General features: G+C 67.3%; 20 protein-coding genes and 1 pseudogene. 13 read left to right on the forward strand and 8 right to left on the reverse strand.

The genetic code is table 11. From position 1 onward, the window contains the following. Window positions 1-161 precede the first annotated feature (161 nt). The 9 genes and pseudogenes from V8Z74_RS17790 to tolA all read left to right on the forward strand — a co-directional run bounded on the left by V8Z74_RS17790 (window position 162) and on the right by tolA (window position 7,369). On the forward strand, window positions 162-473 hold the full coding sequence (locus V8Z74_RS17790; RefSeq protein WP_349710521.1) for a 2Fe-2S iron-sulfur cluster-binding protein: 312 nt from the start codon (window positions 162-164) through the stop codon (window positions 471-473). 403 nt (window positions 474-876) lie between these two features. Next, a complete protein-coding gene (ribBA, locus tag V8Z74_RS17795) occupies window positions 877-1,998 on the forward strand; it encodes a bifunctional 3,4-dihydroxy-2-butanone-4-phosphate synthase/GTP cyclohydrolase II (RefSeq protein ID WP_066472032.1) in 1,122 nt (373 codons plus the stop codon). Between the two features lie 11 nt (window positions 1,999-2,009). Beyond that, window positions 2,010-2,504 carry a 6,7-dimethyl-8-ribityllumazine synthase gene (gene ribH, locus V8Z74_RS17800; RefSeq protein WP_066472024.1) on the forward strand — a complete coding sequence of 165 codons (495 nt, stop codon included), beginning with the start codon at window positions 2,010-2,012 and terminating at the stop codon, window positions 2,502-2,504. Further along, window positions 2,497-3,030 (forward strand): transcription antitermination factor NusB, encoded by a 534-nt coding sequence (gene nusB, locus V8Z74_RS17805; protein WP_066472044.1) that lies wholly within the window; start codon window positions 2,497-2,499, stop codon window positions 3,028-3,030. The genes ribH and nusB overlap by 8 nt, the downstream gene beginning before the upstream one ends. Before the next feature lie 201 nt (window positions 3,031-3,231). After that, window positions 3,232-4,417, forward strand: a pseudogene (locus tag V8Z74_RS17810) (pyridoxal phosphate-dependent aminotransferase). Window positions 4,418-4,532: 115 nt separating this feature from the next. Next, window positions 4,533-5,000, forward strand: coding sequence for a tol-pal system-associated acyl-CoA thioesterase (gene ybgC / locus V8Z74_RS17815; protein WP_349710522.1), 468 nt, complete (start codon window positions 4,533-4,535; stop codon window positions 4,998-5,000). Then, the gene (gene tolQ, locus V8Z74_RS17820; RefSeq protein WP_066472025.1) at window positions 4,997-5,701 is read left to right on the forward strand and encodes a protein TolQ; all 705 of its coding nucleotides are present in this window, start codon (window positions 4,997-4,999) and stop codon (window positions 5,699-5,701) included. The genes ybgC and tolQ overlap by 4 nt, the downstream gene beginning before the upstream one ends. A 33-nt stretch (window positions 5,702-5,734) precedes the next feature. After that, window positions 5,735-6,166: an ExbD/TolR family protein gene (locus V8Z74_RS17825; protein ID WP_066472028.1), complete on the forward strand. Its 432-nt coding sequence runs from the start codon at window positions 5,735-5,737 to the stop codon at window positions 6,164-6,166. A gap of 66 nt (window positions 6,167-6,232) precedes the next feature. After that, the gene (gene tolA, locus V8Z74_RS17830) at window positions 6,233-7,369 is read left to right on the forward strand and encodes a cell envelope integrity protein TolA (RefSeq protein WP_349710437.1); all 1,137 of its coding nucleotides are present in this window, start codon (window positions 6,233-6,235) and stop codon (window positions 7,367-7,369) included. A 106-nt stretch (window positions 7,370-7,475) separates the two neighbouring features. Here the strand turns inward: tolA and V8Z74_RS17835 are convergent, their stop codons facing one another. Then, window positions 7,476-8,243 carry a TSUP family transporter gene (locus tag V8Z74_RS17835; RefSeq protein WP_349710438.1) on the reverse strand — a complete coding sequence of 256 codons (768 nt, stop codon included), beginning with the start codon at window positions 8,241-8,243 and terminating at the stop codon, window positions 7,476-7,478. A gap of 180 nt (window positions 8,244-8,423) precedes the next feature. Here V8Z74_RS17835 and V8Z74_RS17840 point away from each other — a divergent pair, with 180 nt between their 5' ends. Then, window positions 8,424-9,362, forward strand: coding sequence for a LysR substrate-binding domain-containing protein (locus V8Z74_RS17840; protein ID WP_349710523.1), 939 nt, complete (start codon window positions 8,424-8,426; stop codon window positions 9,360-9,362). A gap of 38 nt (window positions 9,363-9,400) precedes the next feature. Here the strand turns inward: V8Z74_RS17840 and V8Z74_RS17845 are convergent, their stop codons facing one another. Then, complete coding sequence (locus tag V8Z74_RS17845) at window positions 9,401-9,811, reverse strand: transcriptional regulator (RefSeq protein WP_066481324.1); 411 nt, start codon at window positions 9,809-9,811, stop codon at window positions 9,401-9,403. Between the two features lie 125 nt (window positions 9,812-9,936). Between V8Z74_RS17845 and V8Z74_RS17850 the strand changes: the two genes are divergently transcribed. Beyond that, a complete protein-coding gene (locus V8Z74_RS17850; protein ID WP_349710439.1) occupies window positions 9,937-11,448 on the forward strand; it encodes a DNA methyltransferase in 1,512 nt (503 codons plus the stop codon). 43 nt (window positions 11,449-11,491) lie between these two features. Here V8Z74_RS17850 and V8Z74_RS17855 read toward each other — a convergent pair whose 3' ends face one another. Further along, complete coding sequence (locus tag V8Z74_RS17855) at window positions 11,492-13,315, reverse strand: methyl-accepting chemotaxis protein (RefSeq protein ID WP_349710440.1); 1,824 nt, start codon at window positions 13,313-13,315, stop codon at window positions 11,492-11,494. 205 nt (window positions 13,316-13,520) lie between these two features. Here V8Z74_RS17855 and trhP point away from each other — a divergent pair, with 205 nt between their 5' ends. Further along, window positions 13,521-14,885 carry a prephenate-dependent tRNA uridine(34) hydroxylase TrhP gene (gene trhP, locus V8Z74_RS17860; RefSeq protein WP_066481300.1) on the forward strand — a complete coding sequence of 455 codons (1,365 nt, stop codon included), beginning with the start codon at window positions 13,521-13,523 and terminating at the stop codon, window positions 14,883-14,885. Between the two features lie 170 nt (window positions 14,886-15,055). Then, window positions 15,056-15,928: a plasmid replication/partition related protein gene (locus V8Z74_RS17865; protein WP_349710441.1), complete on the forward strand. Its 873-nt coding sequence runs from the start codon at window positions 15,056-15,058 to the stop codon at window positions 15,926-15,928. Between the two features lie 42 nt (window positions 15,929-15,970). Here the strand turns inward: V8Z74_RS17865 and V8Z74_RS17870 are convergent, their stop codons facing one another. From V8Z74_RS17870 to V8Z74_RS17890, 5 genes are all read right to left on the reverse strand, one after another. Next, the gene (locus V8Z74_RS17870) at window positions 15,971-16,717 is read right to left on the reverse strand and encodes a vWA domain-containing protein (protein WP_349710443.1); all 747 of its coding nucleotides are present in this window, start codon (window positions 16,715-16,717) and stop codon (window positions 15,971-15,973) included. Continuing rightward, window positions 16,714-17,718, reverse strand: a complete 1,005-nt coding sequence (locus tag V8Z74_RS17875; protein WP_349710446.1) for a hypothetical protein — start codon at window positions 17,716-17,718, stop codon at window positions 16,714-16,716. The genes V8Z74_RS17870 and V8Z74_RS17875 overlap by 4 nt, the downstream gene beginning before the upstream one ends. 11 nt (window positions 17,719-17,729) lie before the next feature. Then, a complete protein-coding gene (locus tag V8Z74_RS17880; protein WP_349710447.1) occupies window positions 17,730-18,362 on the reverse strand; it encodes a TerD family protein in 633 nt (210 codons plus the stop codon). A gap of 88 nt (window positions 18,363-18,450) precedes the next feature. Further along, window positions 18,451-19,638 carry a hypothetical protein gene (locus V8Z74_RS17885; RefSeq protein ID WP_349710449.1) on the reverse strand — a complete coding sequence of 396 codons (1,188 nt, stop codon included), beginning with the start codon at window positions 19,636-19,638 and terminating at the stop codon, window positions 18,451-18,453. Between the two features lie 145 nt (window positions 19,639-19,783). After that, complete coding sequence (locus V8Z74_RS17890; RefSeq protein WP_349710450.1) at window positions 19,784-20,779, reverse strand: Bug family tripartite tricarboxylate transporter substrate binding protein; 996 nt, start codon at window positions 20,777-20,779, stop codon at window positions 19,784-19,786. Window positions 20,780-20,796: the final 17 nt, after the last annotated feature.

Consider the following 20,796-nt stretch of genomic DNA (forward strand, 5'->3'; position numbering starts at 1 on the left):
ACAATGGGATTGCAGCGGCCGCCCAAAAATGAGGCAGCCCTATACCTCCCTGGCAGGGGCAGACATGGTGCAAAACACGGTAAAAAGGCGGATTGGCTTCGCGCAGCCGCAGCCTGTCCCACCGTCTTTCGCGCTTTTGCGCCGTTCGCGTTTTCCGCGCCATGTCCAGCGACTCTTCCGATCTCTCGCCCTTTGCCCCGCCCTTTTTCATCGCCCGATGCACGCCCAGCGAACAGCAGGTGGACGCCTGGGCCGACCAGTCCCTGCTCGACTCCCTGGAAGGCGGCGGCGTGAAATGGCCCAGCTCCTGCCGCAACGGCACCTGCCGCACCTGCCTGGGCCAGCTGGTCGCGGGCCGGGTGCACTACAAAATCGAATGGCCGGGGCTGAGCGCCGAGGAAAAGGCCGACGGCTATGTGCTGCCCTGCTGCGCCTATCCCGACAGCGACGTGGTGCTCAGAGATCCCTCCTGAGGCGCTGCGCGCCTTCCCCTAGGAGCGACGTGCAACGGGGCGCCGACCTCGGCCAGGGCCCCGCCGCGAGGCGGCTCTTGCTCGGCGTATCTGGGCTTGTCCACATGTTTTCGCAGCGCAGGTTTTTGTACGGCTGTGGCTGTGCAACGGCTGCACCGGTAGCGCGGATAACTGGAATATTGCCAATTGGTATAGCGCCAAAGCGCCAGGGTGCCGACCTCGGCTGGCATAGAATGAGCGCTTTCCGCAAGGCCCTGCCTGGCTGGAAAGCGGCCCTGGCGCCTCACACGTTCTTTGAAAGTCCTGCCGGAGCCCCGCTCCGCATTCCCGGACACTGGTGCGTGCGCGGCGCCAGCTGCTGACAGCCGGGCACCGCATGCAGCAAGTCCAAGAAGGCACTTTCATGAACAGCTCCCTCACCCCCGTGCCGATTTCGCCGGTGGAAGACATCGTGGCCGAGATCCGTGCCGGCCGCATGGTCGTTCTCGTCGACGAGGAAGACCGCGAAAACGAAGGCGATCTGGTTCTGGCATCCGACCACGTCACGCCCGAGGCCATCAACTTCATGGCCCGCTTCGGCCGTGGCCTGATCTGCCTGACGCTCACGCGCGAGCGCTGCGAATTCCTCAAGCTGCCGCCCATGGCCGCACGCAACGGCACGGTGTACAGCACGGCCTTCACCGTCTCCATCGAAGCGGCCGAAGGCGTGACCACCGGCATCTCGGCCGCCGACCGCGCACGCACCGTGCAGGTGGCCGTCGACAGGAACAGCCAGCCCACGGACCTGGTGCAGCCCGGCCACATCTTCCCGCTGCAGGCCGTGGACGGCGGCGTGCTCATGCGCGCCGGCCACACCGAAGCCGGCTGCGACCTGGCGGCCCTGGCCGGCTGCACGCCCTCGGCCGTGATCTGCGAGATCATGAAGGACGACGGCACCATGGCCCGCCTGCCGGACCTGCAGCTGTTCTGCGCCGAGCACGGCATCAAGATCGGCACCATTGCCGACCTCATCGAATACCGCAGCCGCACCGAATCGCTGCTGCGCAAGGTGGGCACCCGCCCCCTGCAGACCGCCCATGGCGAGTTCATCGCCCATGCCTTCCGCGACGTGCCCAGCGGTTCCGTGCACCTGGCGCTGACCAAAGGGCAGTGGGATGCCGGCACGCCGGTGCCCGTGCGCGTGCACGAGCCCCTGTCCGTGCTGGACGCGCTCGAAGTGGGCCGCAGCCAGCACTCCTGGTGCCTGGATGAAAGCCTGCAGTACATCGCCGACAAGGGCCAGGGCGTGGCCGTGCTGCTCAACTGCGGCGAATCGGGCGAGCAGCTGCTGGCCCAGTTCGACGGCAGCGCCCGCTCGGCCCAGGCGCCCGAGCGCGGCCGCATGGATCTGCGCACCTACGGCGTGGGCGCGCAGATCCTGCGCGACCTCGGCGTCTCCAGGATGCAGCTCATGGGCCAGCCGCGCCGTCTGCCCAGCATGGCGGGCTACGGCCTGGAAATCAGCGGCTACATCACCAAGCAATAAAAGGACCCCGCATGCTGAATGCAGAAAAAGGCCAAGGCCAGAACCTCGATGGCGCCGATCTGAAGATCGGCATCGTCCAGGCACGCTTCAACGAAAGCATCACCAACACCCTGTTCAACGCCTGCCGCGACGAGCTGCTGGCCCTGGGTGTGAAGACCGAGAACATCGACCACGTCACCGTGCCCGGCGCCCTGGAAGTGCCCGTGGCCCTGCAGGCGCTGGCCGAGACCGATGCGTACGACGCCCTCGTGGCGCTGGGCTGCATCATCCGCGGGGAGACATACCACTTCGAGCTGGTGGCCAACGAATCGGGCGCGGGCGTGACGCGCCTGGCCCTGGACTACCACCTGCCGATCGCCAACGCGATCATCACCACCGAAAACACCGAGCAGGCCATTGCCCGCCAGGTCGACAAGGGCCGCGACGCGGCCCGCGTGGCCGTGGAGATGGCCAACCTGCTCAACGCCTACGACAACTACGCTGATGACAGCGACGACCATGAGTGACGACCAACCCAGCAGCCCGGCATCGCGCCGGCCCCCTCGCCAAAGCCGCACCGGACTGACCAGCACCGGCGCGCGCAAGGCGGGCTCCAAGTCCAACCGCAGCCGTGCGCGCGAATTCGCGCTGCAGGGCCTGTACCAGCACATCGTGAGCCGCAACGACGTGCTCGATATCGACCGCTTCACGCGCGACCTGGCGGGTTTCCACAAGGCCGACGCGGTGCACTACGATGCGCTGCTGCGCGGCTGCGTGGAAACCGAGGAGCAGCTGGACACGCTGATCGCGCCCCAGCTGGACCGCACGCTGGCCGAGATCTCGCCCATCGAGCATGCCTGCATGTGGATCGGCGTCTACGAGTTCCAGCACTGCCCCGACGTGCCCTGGCGCGTGGTGCTCAACGAATGTATCGAGCTGGCCAAGGAATTCGGCGGCACGGACGGCCACAAGTACGTGAACGCCGTGCTCAACGGCCTGGCGCCCCAGCTGCGCAGCGCCGAAGTGGAAAAAGATCGGAACCACACCCCCTGAGCGGCTTTGCCGCTTCCCCCTCTCTCTACGCGCTGCGCGCTAAGGGAGGGGGACGACGCCTTCACCGCGAGACGGCTCTTGCTCGGCGTCCTTGGGTTGGGCCGCGCCGGTTTCAAGCCTTCGCCCTTTCCATACTTCTGAGCCGGGCCGCGCCGGTTTCAAGCGCCGCCCCTTCTCACCCCGATAGATCGTTTGCCCGACATGCAGCTTTCCCGCCGCGCCCAGCGCATCGAACCCTTTTACGTCATGGAGATGGCCAAGCGCGCCCAGGAAGTCGCGCGCCAGTCCAAGGACAGCGGCACGCCCATGATCTACCTGAACATCGGCGAACCCGACTTCGGCGCCCCGCCGCTGGTCCAGGAGGCCGCCGAGCGCGCCATCCGTGCGGGCCGCACCCAGTACACCCAGGCGCCCGGCCTGCCCGAGCTGCGCGAGCGCATCAGCGGCTGGTATGCGCAGCGCTTCGGCGTGGATGTGCCGGCGCGGCGCATCATCGTCACCGCCGGCGCCTCGGCCGCGCTGCAGCTGGCCTGCCTGGCGCTGATCAACGAGGGCGACGAGGTGCTGATGCCCGACCCCAGCTACCCCTGCAACCGCCATTTCGTCTCGGCGGCCGAGGGCAAGCCGGTGCTGATTCCCTCTTCCGCGGCCGAGCGCTTCCAGCTCAGCGCCGGCAAGGTGCAGGCCGCCTGGAGCGAGCGCACGCGCGGCGTGATGCTGGCCTCGCCCTCCAACCCCACGGGCACCTCGATCGCGCCCGACGAGCTGCGCCGCATCCATGAAGTGGTGCGCTCCAAGGGGGGGGCTGACCCTCATCGACGAGATCTACCTGGGCCTGTCCTACGAAGAGCAGTTCGGCCATACGGCGCTGCAGCTGGGCGAGGACATCATCTCCATCAACAGCTTCAGCAAGTACTTCAACATGACGGGCTGGCGCCTGGGCTGGATGGTGGTGCCCGAGGCCCTGGTCAAGCCCATCGAGATGCTGGCCCAGCACCTGTTCATCTGCGCCAGCACCGTATCGCAATACGCGGCGCTGGCCTGCTTCGAACCCGAAAGCAATGCCGAGTACGAACGCCGGCGCGCCGAGTTCAAGGCCCGCCGCGACTATTTCATTCCCGCGCTCGATGCACTGGGACTGTCCGTGCCCGTCAAGCCCGACGGCGCCTTCTACGCCTGGGCCGACTGCCGTGCGGCTGCCGACAGGCTGGGTGTGCAAGGCAGCTGGGACTTTGCCTACGCGCTCATGGACCGTGCCCACCTGGCCATCACGCCGGGCCGCGATTTCGGCGCCTTCGAGACGGCCGACTTCGTGCGCTTTTCCACGGCCAACTCCATGGAGCAATTGCAGGAAGCCATTGCACGCCTGAAGAGGCTTCTTGCCTAAGACACAGCGATGACACAGAGCAAGCAGGAATCTCTGGCGCCGGAAGCGGACGCTGCGCAAGCCGGTGAAGCCAGGCAGGAGCCGCCTCGCAGCATGGACGGCCCCAGCGAAGGCACTGCCCCGCTGGGGGGGGGGGCCGGCGGGGGGAAGCAACGCGGTCGCCGCGGGGGGATTCGCGTTCCCCGTCCGCGTCTACTGGGAGGACACCGATGCGGGCGGCATCGTGTTCTATGCCAATTACCTGAAGTTCTTCGAGCGCGCGCGCACCGAATGGCTGCGCTCGCTGGGCATCGCCCAGCAAAGCCTGCGGGAACAAACCGGCGGCATCTTTGTCGTAACGTCTGCACAGCTGCAGTACCTGCGGCCGGCACGGCTGGACGACCAACTGATTGTTACCGCCCGCCTGCAAAGCGCCGGCCGCGCTTCGCTCACAATACAGCAGCAGGCTTTACTGGTGAACACAGACAATCAACCGACAGGCCCCGTGCCGCTGTGCGAGGGGCTGATCCGCATTGGGTGGGTGGATGGCACGGCCATGCGCCCCGCGAGAATTCCAAACCATATCCTGGAGCAACTTTCATGAACTCCCAAGACATGTCCATCCTGAGCCTCGTGATGCAGGCCAGCTGGGTGGTGCAACTGGTGATGCTGATCCTGGTGGGCGCATCCATCGCCAGCTGGGCCACCATCTTCCGCAAGGCCCAGACCTTGAAGCGCGTGCGCACGCTCAACGACAACTTCGAGCAGGACTTCTGGTCCGGCACCAGCCTCAACGACCTCTACGCCGCGGCGGCCCACCATGCCAAGCAGGGCGGCCCCATGGAACGCATCTTCGCCAGCGGCATGCGCGAATACCAGAAGCTGCGCGAGCGCCGCATCACCGACGTGGCCACGCTCATGGACGGCACGCGCCGCGCCATGCGCGCCAGCTTCCAGCGCGAGCTCGACGAGATCGAATCGGGCCTGTCCTTCCTGGGCACCGTGGGCTCGGTCTCACCCTACGTGGGCCTGTTCGGCACCGTCTGGGGCGTGATGCACGCCTTCACGGGATTTGCCAACATGGAACAGATCACGCTGGCCACCGTGGCCCCCGGCATCGCCGAAGCCCTGGTGGCCACGGCCATGGGCCTGTTCGCCGCCATTCCCGCCGTGACCGCCTACAACCGCTACGCCCACAACATCGACCGCCTGGCCAGCCAGCAGGAGACCTTCATCGAGGAGTTCTCCAACATCCTGCAGCGCAACGTGGGCGCCACCGCCACCCACAGCGCATCCGGCCATTGAACGCCGCCCGCATGAACGGCAAGGAGTGACGCTATGCCCTCAGTGGCCTCACGCGGCGGGCGCAACCGCCGCACCGTCAACGAAATCAACATGGTGCCCTTCATCGACGTGATGCTGGTGCTGCTCATCATCTTCATGGTGACGGCCCCCATGCTCACGCCGGGCTCCATCAACGTGCCCACGGCCGGCAAGTCCTCGCGTCCGCCGAGCAAGAACATCGCCTATGTGCTGCTGGACAAGAACGGCGACATCCGCCTGCGCACCGGCAGCCAGGAACAAAAGCTCGGCCTCGAGGATCTCAAGGCCGCGGCCCAGTCCTGGCAGCAAGGCCAGCCCGAGGAAAGCGCCATGCAGATCCAGGCCGACAAGAACCTGACTTTCGAAGCCGTGATGAAGGTGCGCTCCGTGCTGCAGGATGCCGGCGTCAAGCGCGTGGCCTTCGGCGTGGTCACTTCCTCGCACTGAAGGCGCCGCACCGGCCACGCCCTCCATTCCAGACAGTCAAGACCGACAAGGCAGACACCCTACACCATGCCTCACCAGCAAGACCGCGACCAGTTTGCCCCGCCCCGCCCCCGGGGCCGGGCGCGCGCCTGGACGCTGGCCCTGGCCGCGCACGGGCTGCTGATCGCCGCCCTGCTGTGGACAGTGCGCCCTCCCCGACAAGCCGACGAACCCATGGTCGAGGCCGAAGTCTGGAGCAGCTCCGCACCAGCGCCCGCGCCCGTGGAAACGCCCCCGCCTCCGCCGCCGGCCCCCGAGCCGCAGCCCGAGCCCCCGCCGCCGCCCCCCGCCCCTGTGGTGGTGGCCCCGGTGACGCCGCCCGCGCCCAAGGTCCAGGACGATGACCGCGAGGCCGAGATTGCGCTCGAGAAAAAGCGCAAGGCCGAACAGCTGAAGAAGGAAAAGGCCGAGCAGGAAGCGCGCGAGCAGCGGGAGAAGGAACGGGAAAAGCAGCACCAGGAAAAGCTGGCGAAGGAAAAGGCCGAGAAGCTGGAAAAGGCACACCAGGAGAAGCTGGAAAAGCAAAAGGCCGAGAAGGCGGAGAAGGAACGCCAGGAAAAGCTGGAGCAGGAAAAGAAAGAGAAGGCTGCCAAGGAAAAGGCGGAGAAGGCCGCGCGCGAAAAGGCGGAAAAGGAAAAGGCCGAAAAGGCGGAAAAGGAAAAGGCAGCCAGGGAGAAAGCCGAGAAGGAAAAGGCCGAAGCGGCCAGGAAGGCCGCCGAAGACAAGCGCAAGAAGGAGCAGGCCGCCAAGGAGGCGAAGGAAGCCAAGGAAGCCGAGGCACGCCGCCAGGAGAACATACGCCGCATGCAGGGCATGGCCGGCAGCGGCGGCTCCGATGCCAGCGGCACCGGCGGCAGCCGCAGCGGCGGAGCGGGCAGCAGCGCCAGCGGCGGTCCGTCGGCCGGCTACGCGGCCAAGGTGGCGGCGCGCGTCAAGCCCAACATCGTCTATCCGGACGCCATCAGCGGCAATCCGCGCGCCGAGGTGCGTGTGCGCACCGCACCCGACGGCACCATCACCAGTGCCACGATCAGCAAGTCCAGCGGCAATGCCGCCTGGGACGAAGCCGTGGTGCGCGCCCTGCAAAAGACCGACAAGCTGCCGCGGGACATCGACGGCAAGGTGCCGTCCGACCTCGTCATCGGCTTCAGGCCGCAGGACTGACGCAGGGCCCTCCCGTATTGTGCAAATCAAGCCCCGCCGGCCCGGCCTGCGGGGCTTTTTCATGCCTTGAGCAAACCGCGCAGCCCCCGGCTGCACTCCTGCCGCGCTACCCGGCGAGGCACATATAGGCGCCCAGCACCAGCAGGCTCAGCATCAGCACACGCTTGAAGAGCGGAGGCGACAGGCGCTCGCGCAGCCGCGCGCCCCATGCCATGCCGGCCAGTGCGGGCAGCAGCATCAGGGCAGAGACCAGCACGGCCTGGCCCCAGGCAAAGCCGCCGCCCCGGGGGACGGCAGGCGCAGCCCCTGCCATGCCCAGCCCCAGCGCCACGGTGGAAACCGTAAAGCTCAGACCCATGGCCTGCATCAAGGCCTGGCGCGGGAGATTCAGCGCCTGCAGAAAGGCCACGGCAGGCACGACGAAAACACCGGTCAGCGCGGCAATGCCGCCGGTTGCCAGGCCGCACGCCAGCCCCAGCCATGCCTGGTGCCTGACCGGGATTGCGGCACTGCGGCCCCACAGGCCCCAGGCCGCATAAGCCACCAGCGCCAGACCCAGCGCCATGCGCGCCACGGGCAAGGCACCCACAGGGCCCCAGCACCCCATGCCGCCCAGCGTGCCCAGCACAATGCCGGCCTGCATGGGCCACAGCCGGCGCAGCACCGGCATGAGCGCAGCCACGGGGCGCATCTGCACCACATTGGTCACCAGGGAAGGCAGCAGCAGCCAGGCCGCCGCCTGCCCTGCGGGCATCAGCAAGGCCAGCAATGCCATGGATACCGTGGGCAGGCCCAGCCCGACCACGCCCTTGACCACGCCCGCCAGCGCGAACACGGCCAGCGCCGCCACGAAAACCCATTCCCGCTCTGCCATCTGTCCCTCCTGTAGCTGCCATCCATCGCTGCCATGCATCAGGAAAATCCAAACTATTTTTTTTTATCCTTCATTGCCCGGTACATCGATACAGCGCAATACTGTCCGGCGTTACAAGCATCCACAAGCGGGAAATTTCAAACCAAGGCTTTGGAAATTCCTGAATGTCACCCCATGGGCCTGCGCTTCGACCTCACCGACCTGCAGCTGTTCGTCCACATCCTGGACAGCGGCACCATGACCGCGGCCGCCGCGCTGTCGCACATCACGCTGGCTTCGGCCAGCGAGCGCGTGCGCGGCATGGAAAGCCAGCTGGGCTGTGCGCTGCTCACGCGCCAGGCACGCGGCGTGCAGCCCACGGCGGCCGGCCATACGCTGGGCCAGCATGCGCGCCAGGTACTGCGGCAGATGCAGAGCCTGCGCGGCGCCATGGGCGACTTCGGCTCGGGCCTGGCCGCACAGGTGCGCCTGCGCGGCAACACTTCGGCCATACGCGAGCACCTGCCTCTGGCCATCAGCGGTTTTCTGCAGCAGCACCCGCAGCTCGCGCTGGAGCTGCAGGAATGCCCCAGCGCCGAGGTTCTGGACGGCCTGCGCCAGGGCCTGTGCGACCTGGGCGTGGCCGCCTGGGATGCCGAAGAGCCGCCGCTGCTGTCCGGCCTCGAATGCAGCATGTGGCGCACCGACCAGCTGGTGGCCGTGCTGGCGGCCGGCCATCCGCTGGCCACGCATGCCAGCCTGGCGCTGGCCGATCTCGTCCATGAAAACTGGGTGGGCCTGCCGCGCGATTCGGCATTGCAGCAACTGCTGCTGAAGCAGGCCCTGCGGCTGGAAAAGGCCGCTGCCGCAGGCAGGCCTGATTTCATGGGCAGCGCGCTGCGCATGCGTGTGCAGCTGCCCCATCCCGAAGGCCTGTGCCAGCTGGTGGGGCAAAGCGTCGGCATCTGCGTGCTGCCCGCCGCCGCGGTACGGCGCCATGCCGCGGCCACCGGGATCGTGGCCGTGCCGCTCAGCGATGCCTGGGCACGGCGCCAGCTGTGGCTGTGCACGGCCAGGGGCGCTTCCCTCTCCGGCCCGGCAGGCCAGCTGCTGGCCCATCTGCGCCGGCAGGCTGACTAGCGGTCCGGGCCTTCACAGGCCGGGCCGGACACGGGGTGTCAGGAGATCGTCTCCTGCTCCTTGCCATGCACCTTGGCAAAGGTGAGGATCACTTCGCGCACGATCTTGCGCTGGGGCGCAGGCAGTTGAAGAAAGGCATCGAAGGCCTCGCGCTCCAGATAGCCCACGCCTTCAGTCCAGCGCTGGCGGTGCTCCTGCACCGAATTGCGCACGGCCTCGCCAAAGCGCAGCACCTCGGGTTCGATTTTCAGCAGGCTGGCCAGCACGACCAGCTTGTCCTGCGCGGGCACGGCCTCGCCCTTGAGCCAGCGCGATACCGCCTGGAAGGTGACGGACCTTCCCCAGTAGTGGGTGTTGAACAGATTGAGCAATACGCCAGGCCGCGGCTCCAAGCCAGCGGCAACCATGGCGTCGCGCAGCCGCTGGGCAAATTCGAGCTTGTTGTCCATTCCTGGAAATTAAATTCCTGTGGAATGAAAGTTAAACTTTGTGTTTTATCATTCATTGAATTATCGGTTGAATCCATCCTACAACCGTCGTACAGCGGGAGGCTGGCACGGCGGTCAGCTGCGCAATGCCACCATCCCTGCTCGAACAATTGCCCGAAATCATCGCCGCAGGTCGCAAGCAGGCCGCGCACATCCTCCGGAACCTGGAGGCGTACGGCGGGACCGTGCTCCAGACACGTGAAATGGTCATGCCGGCCAATGGCGTTGCAGCGGGCGCCACCCAGGACCTGGAGACCGGCTGGACGGGCCGGCTGATCCATGGCGACAACCTCGCAGCCATGGCTGCGCTGCTGGCGGGCGATGAGCAAATGCCCAGCCTGCGCGGCAAGCTGGACCTGATCTATATCGATCCGCCATTCGACAGCCGCAGCGACTACCACATGAAGGTGGCCCTACCGGACCCGATGCGGCCTGCGCGCACCACACAGATCAGGCGGCAGGCCTACTCGGACGTCTGGCGCGGCGGTACCGCCTCCTATCTGGCCATGCTCGTGCCCCGCCTCATCCTGATGCGGGAACTGCTGGCCGATACCGGTTCGATCTACGTGCATCTGGACTGGCATGCGGGCCACTATGTCAAGGTGATCCTGGACGACATCATGGGCCGGCAGAACCTGCGCAACGAGATTGTCTGGTGCTACCACGGCCCCGGCTCTCCCAGGATGCGCCAGTTCAACCGCAAGCATGACCATATCTACTGGTATTCCAAGTCCGACGCCTGGACCTTCAACGCCGATGATGTCCGCATGCCGCTCTCCGGCCCGCTGGGCGGCGGCTGGGCAGGAATCGACAGGGCGGCGCTTGCGCAGCGCGGCAAGATTCCCGAGGACTGGTGGGAGATGGCCGTGGCGGCCCGCTTGCGCGTCGACGGTATCCGCCGGACCGGCTATGCCACCGAAAAGCCCAATGCGCTGCTGGAGCGGATCATCCAGGCATCCTCCGGGCCCGGCGCCCTGGTGGCGGACTTCTTCGGCGGCTCGGGTGCATTTGCGTACAACGCCGAAAGACTGTCACGCAACTGGATCAGTGTCGACATCGGCGCCGCCGCATGCCTGACCGCGCGCAAGCGCCTGGCAGGACATGGCGCCAGGCCATTTCTTTACCAGACGGCCCGCAGCCATCCAGCGCCCACGGACCAGTCTTCTTCCGGCACTCGCGGCCACCGCCTGCCGCAGGCTGCATCGCGGCAGCACCTGCTGCTCCATCCCGTCGATCGGCGCATCAACAGCGGGCAGGAAACGCTGCAGGTGCGCCTGAAGAACTATGTGCTGCCTTCGCCTCAGGCCAACGAACTCGACGCCGATGACCGCAGCAGGTTGCATGCCGTGGCGGATGCGGACCCTCTGGCCCTGATCGAATACTGGGCCGTGGACCCCGACTATGACGGCAAGTTGTTCCGCTCGATATGGCAGAGCCATCGCAGCGGGCCTGCACATGCAGGCCAAGCGCTGCGTGTGAGCACCCTGGCCGTACTGCGCCTGCCCCGAAAGCACGGCCCGCGCCAGGTGTGCATACGGGCCGTGGATGTGCTGGGCTTGGAGACCGAGGTGGTGCTCCGCGCCGAGGCGTCGGCCTGAGCTTTCGCTAGCCATCCGGGCCGGCATGGCCGGGCCCGGATGGCTAGCGAAGCTTCAGAAGGTTTCCCAATCGCCTTCGTCGTTGCGGGAAGAGCCTGCCGACGCAGCGACCGAAGTGGCGGCCACCGCGGCCGAAGCCAGTGCCGGAGCACGCTTGGGGGCTGCAGGGCGTGCCGTGGCGGCAACGGCGCCCCCCGGCTTGGCCGCAACGGGCTTGGATACCGCGGACTGCGCTGCAGTTACCGGTTGCGCCCTGGCGGGCATGCCCTCGGGCCGGCGCCGCGCCCCCCCCGGCGCTGCCGGTGTCGCCGGGCAGGCGAAAGCGCGAAACGGCTTCCTGCAGGCGGCGGGTCTGCGCTTCCTGCGAACCGGCGGCCGCAGCCGCCTCTTCCACCAGCGCCGCGTTCTGCTGCGTGTTCTGGTCCATCTGGGTCACGGCCTGGTTGACCTGGGCAATGCCCGAGGCCTGTTCCTGGGAGGCGGCCGAGATCTCGCCCATGATGTCGGTCACGCGCTGCACCGAAGCGACGATCTGCTGCATGAGCTCGCCCGCGTGCGCCACCTGGGCCGAGCCCGCGTCCACCTTGGTCACGGAGTCCTCGATCAGGCCCTTGATCTCCTTGGCCGCCGTGGCCGAGCGCTGAGCCAGCGCCCGCACCTCGGAGGCCACCACGGCAAAGCCCTTGCCCTGTTCGCCGGCACGCGCCGCTTCCACGGCGGCATTGAGCGCCAGGATATTCGTCTGGAAGGCGATGCTGTCGATGACGGTGACGATTTCCGCCATGCGCCTGGAGCTGTCGGCCAGCGCGCCGATGGTGGTCACCGCCTCGGTGCCGGCCTGGCCGCCGCGCACGGCAACCTCCAGGCTGCTGACGGCCAGCTGGTTGGCCTGGCGCGCGTTGTCGGCGTTCTGGCGCACGGTGGAGGACAGCTGCTCCATGCTGGCCGCCGTTTCCTGCAGGGCCGAGGCCTGCTGCTCGGTACGGCTGCTCAGGTTGGAGTTGCCCAGGGCGATCTCCTGCGCGGCCACGCCGATCTCGTTCACGCCCTGGCGCACTTCGGTCACCATGCCGCTCAGGCTGTCCTGCATGCGCTGCAGCGAGGCCATGAGGCGGCCGATCTCGTGGTGGGCCTGGGGGATGCGTCCGGTCAGGTCGCCCCGGGCCACGGTTTCCAGCACGGTGTTGGCTTCGTCGATGGGGCGCAGCACCTGGTTGCGGATGAACAGCCAGCAGCCCACGGCCAGCACCAGGCCCAGCACCATCAGTGCCGTGCTGCCGGCCATGGCCTGGGCTTCCGAAGCGCGCGCCTCGGCGATCAGGGCCTGCGAACGCTGGTCCGCGGCTTCCAGATAGGTGCGGATGGCTGCCGTCAGGCCTTGCAGCGCATTGCGCCGCTCGGCGCGCATGGCCGAGCCGTAGTAGCCTTCCTCGTTGCCGCTGCGCAAGGCCTGGGCGCTGCGCTGGGCCATGTCCTTGTACACCTCGAAGGCCTTGGCCACGGCGCGCGCGCGCTCCTGCTCGTCGGGCCGGGCCTTGCCCTCGGTTTCGGCCAGGAAGGCCTGGGCCTGCTTGCCGGCATTGGCCAGGGCCTTTTCCGCATCGCCCACGGCTTCCTCCAGCGCGGCCTTGTCGCCGCGCAGCAGCTCGCGGTAGCCCGTGGAGAACTCCAGCCGGTTTTCCACGATATGGATCTGCATCTGCTTGATGGCCATCAGCCGGCCATGGAAAAAATCGTACTGCGCCTGGGTGCCGGTGGCGCCCTTGACGGTGCTGTGCAGGCCTTCGCCAATGGCCACGGCCAGGGCCAGCAGCATCAGGACCAGCACGAGGATCAGGCCCCTGCGGATACTCAGATATCGGAACATCGAAAAACTCCCGTTGTGAACGACCACTTTTCCCCCGGCCATGGTGCGGCGGGCAAAGTGCCGGGACGATTGTGCTGGCCGCAGCCCGAGGCCATCGGCCGAAAAACAGGCCTAAATCCGCCCAGCCTCGGCGACCGCAGACTCCGTTTCACGCCCCCCCCATGCCACGCAATGGCAAACGGTTTGCGGGACAATACGGCCCATCATGACCCTCAAAGCCCCTGAACTGCTGCTGCCTGCCGGCTCGCTCGACAAGATGCGCGCCGCCTATGACTTCGGCGCCGACGCCATCTACGCCGGCCAGCCGCGCTACTCGCTGCGCGCGCGCAACAACGAATTCCGCCTGGAGCAGATCGCCCAGGGCATTCAGGAAGCCCATGCCCGGGGCAAGAAGTTCTTCGTCACCAGCAACCTGATCGCCCACAACGACAAGGTGCGCACCTATATCCGCGACATCGAGCCCGTGATGGCGCTCAAGCCCGACGCGCTGATCATGGCCGACCCCGGCCTGATGATGATGGTCAAGGAAAAGTGGCCCGAGGCCGAACTGCACCTGTCGGTGCAGGCCAACACCACCAACTGGGCCACGGTGAAGTTCTGGCAGAAGGCCGGCGTCTCGCGCATCATCCTCTCGCGCGAGCTGAGCCTGGACGAGATCGAGAAGATCCGCCAGGAATGCCCGGACATGGAGATCGAGGTCTTCGTGCACGGCGCGCTGTGCATCGCCTATTCGGGCCGCTGCCTGCTGTCGGGCTATTTCAACCGCCGCGACCCCAACCAGGGCACCTGCACCAATGCCTGCCGCTGGGAATACAAGACGCACGACGCGGCCGTGGACCCCAACACCGGCGAGGCCCTGGCCCAGACCATGGAAAACGGCTTCAGCTTCGAGAAGGCCCGCGAGGAGGCCGACTCGCAGTTCAGCACCTGCGGCAACGGCGAGCGCCACCCCAAGGCCGACCAGGTCTACCTGATCGAGGAAATGGGCCGCCCCGGTGAGCTCATGCCCATCATGGAAGACGAGCACGGCACCTACATCATGAACTCCAAGGACCTGCGCGCCGTGGAGCATGTGGAGCGCCTGGTGAAGATCGGCGTGGACTCGCTCAAGATCGAGGGCCGCACCAAGAGCCTGTACTACGTGGCCCGCACGGCCCAGGTCTACCGCCGCGCCATCGACGATGCCGTGGCCGGCCGCCCGTTCAACCCCGAGCTGATCACCGAGCTCGAAGGCCTGGCCAACCGCGGCTACACCGGCGGCCTGCTGGAGCGCCGCCCCTCGCAGGACTACCAGAACTACGAGACCGGCCACAGCGTGCTGCAGCGCAGCCACTTCGTGGGCGAGGTGCGCGGCTGGGCCGACGGCCTGGCCGAGATCGAGACCAAGAACCGCTTCCAGGTAGGCGACACGCTGGAGATCATCCATCCCCGGGGCAACCGCAAGGTGCTGCTGGAGAAGATGTTCAACCTCGAAGGCGAGCCCGTGCAGGTCGCCCAGGGCAACCCCGTGCGCGTGCGCATCCCGCTCGAAGGCCCGGTGGACGGCGCGCTGATTTCGCGCCTGCTGTAGGCCCGCGCGCGCCCACCGTCCGGCGCTGCCCCATGACGCCCCGCATGCAGGGGCGTCACTCTTTTTTCCATAGCTGCCTGCGCTTGCAATGCCTAGATGCAAGGTGGTTTTTGCATTGAAACCTATGCAAATCCTGCGCTGGCAGCTCCTGATTCCAGAGAACCCCGACCATGGACATCCGAATTGACGAAGGCCTGAAGGCCTATATCGACCCGCTCACCCCCGACGAACACGAGGCGCTGGAGCGCAGCATTCTGGCCGAAGGCTGCCGCGATGCCCTGGTGCTGTGGGGCGACCTGCTCATCGACGGCCACAACCGCTACGGCATCTGCCTCAAGCACGGCCTGCCCTTCAACACCGTGCAGGCCACGCAGTTCAAGAACATGGACGACGTGCACCTGTGGATGATCGACCAGCACCTGGGCCGCCGCAGCGTCTCGGACTTCCAGCGCGGCGTGCTGGCGCTGCGCAAGCGCGAGATCATTGCCGCGCGCCGCGCCGAAGCCGCCGCCGCCGTGCAGGCCGCCAAGGCAGAAGCCGCAGAGGCGGCCAACGGCGAGGAAGCGCCCTGGGAAGGCGACACGGACCCCGTGGTCGCCAAGGCCCTGGCCAGCGTGGCCAAGGTGCCCGACGAGGCGCTGGACACGCGCGAAGCCCTGGCCCGTGCCGCGCGCCTGTCGGCCGGCCAGGTCAAGATGATCGAGACCATCCAGGAAAAGGCCGCGCCCGAAGTGGTGGCCGCCGTCAAGGCCGGCGAGCTCTCGCTCAACGCAGCCGCCGTGGTCGCCACCCTGCCCGTGGAGGAACAGCAGGCCGTGGCCGCCGAAGGCGCCGAAGGCCTCAAGCAGGCCGCCAAGCGCGTGCGCGATGCCAGGAAAAAGCCCAAGGCGGCCAAGGAAACCGAGGCCGGCGACGAACAGGCCGCGGCCCCTGCCGCCTCGCCCGAGGAACTGCAGGCCCGCGTGGCCGAACTCGAAGCCGAGAACGAGCGCCTGCGCCAGCAGGTCAAGGCGCTGCAGGATCTGCTGGCCGAGCAGCAGTAAGCCGCCGCCGGCCCTGCCGCGCGGGCGGTGCGCCGGCCGTGCTCAGGGCTTGAGCCAGTGGAGCAGCTCGGGCACCAGCAGCGCCTCGTTCAGGGCCTCGTCGCTTTGCGAGACAAAGGCCTTCAGGTTCCGGATGGGCAGAAAACCCGTGTTGCCGAACTCCTCGCCCAGCCGTTCGATGAAGGCGAACTCGCCGGGCTGGTTGGAGATGCCGAGGAACATCACATAGACATCGTAGGCCTCGCGCTGGGCCTGGGCCAGCACCTTGCGCGTCTGGGCCTGGTCGCTGTTTTCACCGTCGGTGATGAAGAACACCACCGAGCGCTTGCGCGGCCCCTGCGCCTCGGCCGCAGGCGCGCTGCGGGCGCCGAAGAGGCGCTGCAGAAAGCCGGTCCGGCCTTCCTCAGCGGCCCAGCCAAAGCTCTGGAAGATCTTCTGCAGCACATAGGAATAGTCCGTGCCCCGCGCCCAGCCCGGCACCTTGCCGATGATCTGCCGGCGCACGAAGTTCTCGTAGTTGGTGGCGGTGAGCGCCCCCACATGGTGGGCATGGCGGGGGCCATCCGAGAAGGTGAACACATCCAGCTTGCGGTCGGGATCGAAAGCCAGTCCCCAGGGCGCCAGGCGCAGCAGCAGGTCGTTGGTCACGCCCTGCTCGTGCTCATCCTCGAAGGAGCCCGAAACGTCCAGGGCGATGGCGACGTCGATCACCGGCGGCTGGACGATGCCCTTCTTTTCCAGCGACAGCTTGAGCGCAGTGGTCGACTTGGCGAGATTGAGTTGGATCATGAGGGAAGTTTCCGTTCGATAAAGGCCTTGAATTCAGCGACCACATCGGCCAGCAGCAGGCGCTGCGTCTCGCTGAGCCGCGGCCCCCATGGCGCCAGCTGGGCCAGCACGGCGGGCAGCCTGACCAGCACGCCTTCCTGCACCATGGCCGTCAGTGCCTGCAGATGGTCCTGGTCGAGCTGCAGCAGCTGCAGCTGCTCCAGGGCCAGCGCCTGCGAAGCCAGGATGGCCGCGGCCCTGGCGCTCAAGGTGGTGTGGATGTCGTCGCCCGTGCGCTCCAGCAGCCAGGCGGCCGCCATGTCCAGCGCCTGCAATTGCCGGTGGGCCGCCCCGGTCTGCAGCGCCAGCTCGGCCAGCAGCGCCTGGTGCGACTGGAGCTGGGGCAAGGCCTGCTGCAGGCGTGTCTCCGCCAGCCGCACTTCGGGCGCCGCCTCGCTCCATATCCTGGCCGGCGCGCGCCTGAACACGCCGCCCTGCAAGGCCTCCAGCAGATCGCTCATGCGCGCGTGCAGCTGGCGCAGCAACAGCGGCACCTGGCGCAGCAACGGCTCCTCGGCCAGTTGCAGGCGCTGCCTGACCAGCTGCGCCAGGCGCTGCTGCTGCGGCTCGCCAAAGCGCATCCAGTCCGGGGCCCCGGCCGTGGGCAGCGGCGCCGCACCGATCTGCTGCTGCGCCAGCTGCACGGCCTGCGGCTGTGCGTCGGGAAACAGCTGCAGCAGCTCTTCGGCCGCGGCCGCAAACGGGCGTTGCTGCACGCCGGCCAGCACGGACGGCTTGAGGACCGGGCGCCGGAGCCCGGCCGCCTCGGCCTGCGCAGCCCCGGGCAGAGCCAGCCGTGTCGGTGCCGGGCGCGAGCTCAGGGACTGAGGCCCGGGCTGTGGCGGGCACTGCGGCGCGGCGGGCGGCACCGATGGCGCAGCGCCGATGCTGATGCGCGTGGGACCGGGCTGCGCCGGGGTGTTGCCGTCCGCGCCTCGGACGATGGAGGGCGCGCGTTTCATCGCCGCAGCGCTCAGGAAAATTGCGCCAGCACGTCGTTGAAGTCGCCGACAAAGCCCACGCCCACGGGCGAGAAGGCCGGGCCGCTGCCGTCGATGATGATGGAGCCCATCTGCACGCCCGAAAAATCGGCGAAGTGATCGCTCAGGCTGACCACCAGCAGTTGTTCGCGGTCCTCGTTCTCCACGACGACATGCGCATTCTTCACGTGACGGAACACCGGCTTGCCGGGGCCGTGGATCATGGCCACAAGCACGACTTCGATATAGCCGCTGGCCGGCAGGCGCAGCCTGGACGGAAACACGCGGATCCACTCGTCGTCGTCATCGCTGAGCTGGCCGTCGGTGGCATCGGGGCTGTGCACCAGCGCGCCGCCATGGACGGAAAAGGTCTTGTCGGCCGCCAGCGGCAGGTAGCCCTCCTGCTGGCCGCGCACCGTGCGCTGCACGTTGTAGACGGACAGAATGTCCTCGAACTCCGAGATCCGGGCGCCCTCGCCCCGGTTGACCGCCACCAGCGCATGCAGGTCCAGGTCCGATGGGCAATCCCAGGCCAGGCGCACGAAAAAGGATTCGTTCTTCTTGAGATTCAGCGTGAGCTTTCTGGGCGCATCCGAAGGTTTGGCGAGATTCACCGACAAGGACATGAAGCACTCCGTCTAATCGTGGGGAAAGTATGGAAAAACAGGCAGCCGGGCCGGCGGCTGGTCGCGGCCCTGTGCCATGGATCGGAATTCAGGCGCGGCGCGCCTGGGCGCTGGCCAGCACGGTCTGGCCCAGTGCCAGCATTTCCTGGCGCGAGGCGGCCATCAGCTCGCGCGCCTGCGCGAATTTCTGCTGGTTGGCAATGCGGGCCTGGCCGGCGATCTCCATCAGCTCGCGCGTGCCCGCCACCACGGATTGGATCTGCTGGGCCTGGCTCAGGCGGTTGTCGCCGGGCGCATGGGCCGCGGTGCCTGCCACCTGCTGCATGAGCTTGCCGCGCATGCGGCTGAGGTTCTCGTCGAGGTCCTTGCCCTTCTGGCTGAGCTGCTGCGTCTCCAGCACGCGGTAGGCGCTGTACAGGCCCAGCAGGCTGGACTTGATGGAGGCAAAGCGCACCGAAGCCGTGGTCGCCAGCTCCTGCAGCGTGCTCAGGCCCGAGTCCTGGATCTGCGCCAGCACCAGTTGGTCCGCGGGCAGGCGCGTCATGCAGCCTTCGACGGCCAGCGCACGCGACTCCAGCGCCTGCAGCTTCTGCGTGGCCTGCATGCGCAGCAGTTGGTCCTGTGCCATCGCCGGCTCCAGCGCCTGCACCTGCTGGCGGGCGTACAGGTGGGCGTTGTACAGGAACAGCGCCTCGACCGCGAACAGCTTGCGAAAGCGGTGGTATTCCTGCAGCACGCTGTCCAGGCCTTGCATGTCCGATTCGAGCCTGCGCATCTCGCCGCTGAGTTCACGCTCGAGCTTGTTGACTTCGTCGGACAGGCGCTTGGTCTTGAACGAGACCAGCTGCGCGGTCTCTGCCAGCGCCTTGCTGATGGCGCTGCGCATGGCCTGGGCACTGAGCAGCCCGGCAAGGCGCGTCATCAGCGAGGGCTTCTCGCCGCTGAGGATGCGGTCGGCCAGCTGGTCCAGCTTCTCGGATTCGACGGCCGTGCTGAGCCGGTCCAGCAGGCCGAACACCACGGGCGCCTTGTGCTTGTCGACTTCGGCCAGGAAGCGGTCGAAGACCTGGTTGAGCGCCAGTTCGGCCTCGAAGCCCAGCTTGGCAATCTCCGCGGGGGCCAGCGCCATCAGCTCGAAGTTCTGCACACGGCCCAGCACGGCTGCCATTTCGGCGGCTGGCAGCGCGGTCGGGAAATTCTGGGGAATCTGCAATGCGCCAGGCGGCTGGGCCGCCTGGATGGCAGTGCCGGCAGGCTGGGCGGATGGCTGTGTCACATCACTCATTTGTTATGAATGTTCCTGCCCGCAGGCAGAACGCTTTGGTGAAGAGAGCAGCCATTCTAGATGCCTGCTTTGCGCAGGCAGCGCACCCGGAGCCGGACGGGATAAAGCCTTACAAAAGGATGCAGGCCTCGGGGAATCAGACCTCGGCCGTGAAGCCGATCTGCTTGACGATGGGCCCCCACTTGGCCAGGTCCTCCCTGACCAGAGCGGCCAGCTCCGCCGGGCTCGACGACATGGCCTCCAGGCCGAACACGCCCAGGCTGTCGACCACATCGGCGCTGGCCAGGGCCTGGCGCATCTGGGCGTTGAGCCTCTCCACCAGCTCCGGCTTGGCCTTGGCGGGCAGGAAGAAGCCGAACCATTCGCTGTGGGCCATGTTCCTGTAGCCCTGCTCGGTGAACGTCGGTACCTTGGGCATGAAGCGGCTGCGCTTGGCGCCGCTCACGCCCAGCACGCGGAGCTTGCCGCTGGCCACATGCTGCATGGCATCGCCGACCGGGCAGCTCACCGCCGCGACATTGCCGCCCATCATGTCCATCAGCGCGGGCTGCGAGCCGCGATAGCCCACATGCTTGAACTCCACGCCGGCTTGGTGCCCCAGCAGGGCACCAATGAAATGCGGCGTGGAGCCCGCAGCGGGCGATCCGAAGCTGCCGCCGTTGGGATTGGCCTTAACCCAGGCGAAGAACTCGGGCACGGTGGTCACGCTGGCCGGCACCATGGGGCCGACCGCGAAACCGAAGTCGAAGATGCAGCCCACGGTGACGGGCGTGAGGTCGGCCACCGGGTCGTAGCCCAGCTTCTTGTAGATGTGCGGGTAGATCGTCAGCATGGAAGTCGGCGTCTGCAGCATCACCGAGCCGTCGGCCGGGCGGCCCTTGACGTAGTTGATGGCGATCTGCCCGCCCGCGCCCGTGCGGTTTTCCACCACCACGGCCTTGGCATAGCCGCCGAGCTTGGTGCCCACACGGCGGCAGATGGCGTCCGACGTGCCGCCCGCCGCGAAGCCGGTGATGATGTTCAAATTCTCGAGCTGGGCCTGGGCCCGTGCCTGCATGGCTATGCCGGACAGCAGCGCACCCGCGCTGCCGGCACCTGCGGCCTGCAGCCATTGGCGGCGGTTGAAGTTCATGGTTGTCTCCTTGGTGT

Origin of the sequence: Comamonas sp. w2-DMI (genome assembly GCF_040187735.1) — a bacterium.
Classification (GTDB): Bacteria; Pseudomonadota; Gammaproteobacteria; order Burkholderiales; family Burkholderiaceae_C; genus Comamonas; species Comamonas terrae.

Bases quoted from the DNA above. Each gene is read 5' to 3' on its own strand.
- V8Z74_RS17790 (WP_349710521.1), top strand. From the start codon at position 162: ATGTCCAGCGACTCTTCCGATCTCTCGCCCTTTGCCCCGCCCTTTTTC.
- ribBA (WP_066472032.1), top strand. From the start codon at position 877: ATGAACAGCTCCCTCACCCCCGTGCCGATTTCGCCGGTGGAAGACATC.
- ribH (WP_066472024.1), top strand. From the start codon at position 2,010: ATGCTGAATGCAGAAAAAGGCCAAGGCCAGAACCTCGATGGCGCCGAT.
- nusB (WP_066472044.1), top strand. From the start codon at position 2,497: ATGAGTGACGACCAACCCAGCAGCCCGGCATCGCGCCGGCCCCCTCGC.
- tolQ (WP_066472025.1), top strand. From the start codon at position 4,997: ATGAACTCCCAAGACATGTCCATCCTGAGCCTCGTGATGCAGGCCAGC.
- V8Z74_RS17825 (WP_066472028.1), top strand. From the start codon at position 5,735: ATGCCCTCAGTGGCCTCACGCGGCGGGCGCAACCGCCGCACCGTCAAC.
- tolA (WP_349710437.1), top strand. From the start codon at position 6,233: ATGCCTCACCAGCAAGACCGCGACCAGTTTGCCCCGCCCCGCCCCCGG.
- V8Z74_RS17835 (WP_349710438.1), bottom strand. From the start codon at position 8,243: ATGGCAGAGCGGGAATGGGTTTTCGTGGCGGCGCTGGCCGTGTTCGCG.
- V8Z74_RS17845 (WP_066481324.1), bottom strand. From the start codon at position 9,811: ATGGACAACAAGCTCGAATTTGCCCAGCGGCTGCGCGACGCCATGGTT.
- V8Z74_RS17850 (WP_349710439.1), top strand. From the start codon at position 9,937: ATGCCACCATCCCTGCTCGAACAATTGCCCGAAATCATCGCCGCAGGT.
- V8Z74_RS17855 (WP_349710440.1), bottom strand. From the start codon at position 13,315: ATGTTCCGATATCTGAGTATCCGCAGGGGCCTGATCCTCGTGCTGGTC.
- trhP (WP_066481300.1), top strand. From the start codon at position 13,521: ATGACCCTCAAAGCCCCTGAACTGCTGCTGCCTGCCGGCTCGCTCGAC.
- V8Z74_RS17865 (WP_349710441.1), top strand. From the start codon at position 15,056: ATGGACATCCGAATTGACGAAGGCCTGAAGGCCTATATCGACCCGCTC.
- V8Z74_RS17870 (WP_349710443.1), bottom strand. From the start codon at position 16,717: ATGATCCAACTCAATCTCGCCAAGTCGACCACTGCGCTCAAGCTGTCG.
- V8Z74_RS17875 (WP_349710446.1), bottom strand. From the start codon at position 17,718: ATGAAACGCGCGCCCTCCATCGTCCGAGGCGCGGACGGCAACACCCCG.
- V8Z74_RS17880 (WP_349710447.1), bottom strand. From the start codon at position 18,362: ATGTCCTTGTCGGTGAATCTCGCCAAACCTTCGGATGCGCCCAGAAAG.
- V8Z74_RS17890 (WP_349710450.1), bottom strand. From the start codon at position 20,779: ATGAACTTCAACCGCCGCCAATGGCTGCAGGCCGCAGGTGCCGGCAGC.